This is a genomic window from Desulfovibrio sp. OH1186_COT-070, from assembly GCF_003860215.1.
Classification (GTDB): Bacteria; Desulfobacterota; Desulfovibrionia; order Desulfovibrionales; family Desulfovibrionaceae; genus Desulfovibrio.
In genome coordinates this window covers 1-412 of the sequence record NZ_RQYH01000187.1, presented here as the reverse complement: position 1 = coordinate 412, position 412 = coordinate 1, and the positions used below count along the sequence as shown (strand labels likewise).

The window sequence follows — 412 nt, the reverse complement described above, 5'->3', positions numbered from 1 at the left end:
TCGATGTGAACTCTTGGGGGAGATAAGCCTGTTATCCCCGGGGTAGCTTTTATCCGTTGAGCGATGGCCCTTCCATGCGGAACCACCGGATCACTAAGCCCGACTTTCGTCCCTGCTCGACCTGTATGTCTTGCAGTCAAGCTCCCTTTTGCCTTTACACTCTTCGCACGATTTCCGACCGTGCTGAGGGAACCTTTGGGCGCCTCCGTTACTCTTTGGGAGGCGACCGCCCCAGTCAAACTGCCCGCCAAGCAGTGTCCCGGATGAGGATTCACTCATCGCGGTTAGAACTCAAATAATACAAGGGTGGTATCCCAACAACGGCTCCAACAAGGCTGACGCCCTATTCTCACAGCCTCCCACCTATCCTGTACATGCATTACCTAAATTCAATGCTAAGCTACAGTAAAGC

General features: G+C 53.2%; 1 rRNA gene. It reads right to left on the bottom strand.

What is annotated here, in order from left to right:
- Positions 1–412: ribosomal RNA gene (locus EII23_RS12460) — 23S ribosomal RNA — on the bottom strand; the annotation flags it as partial.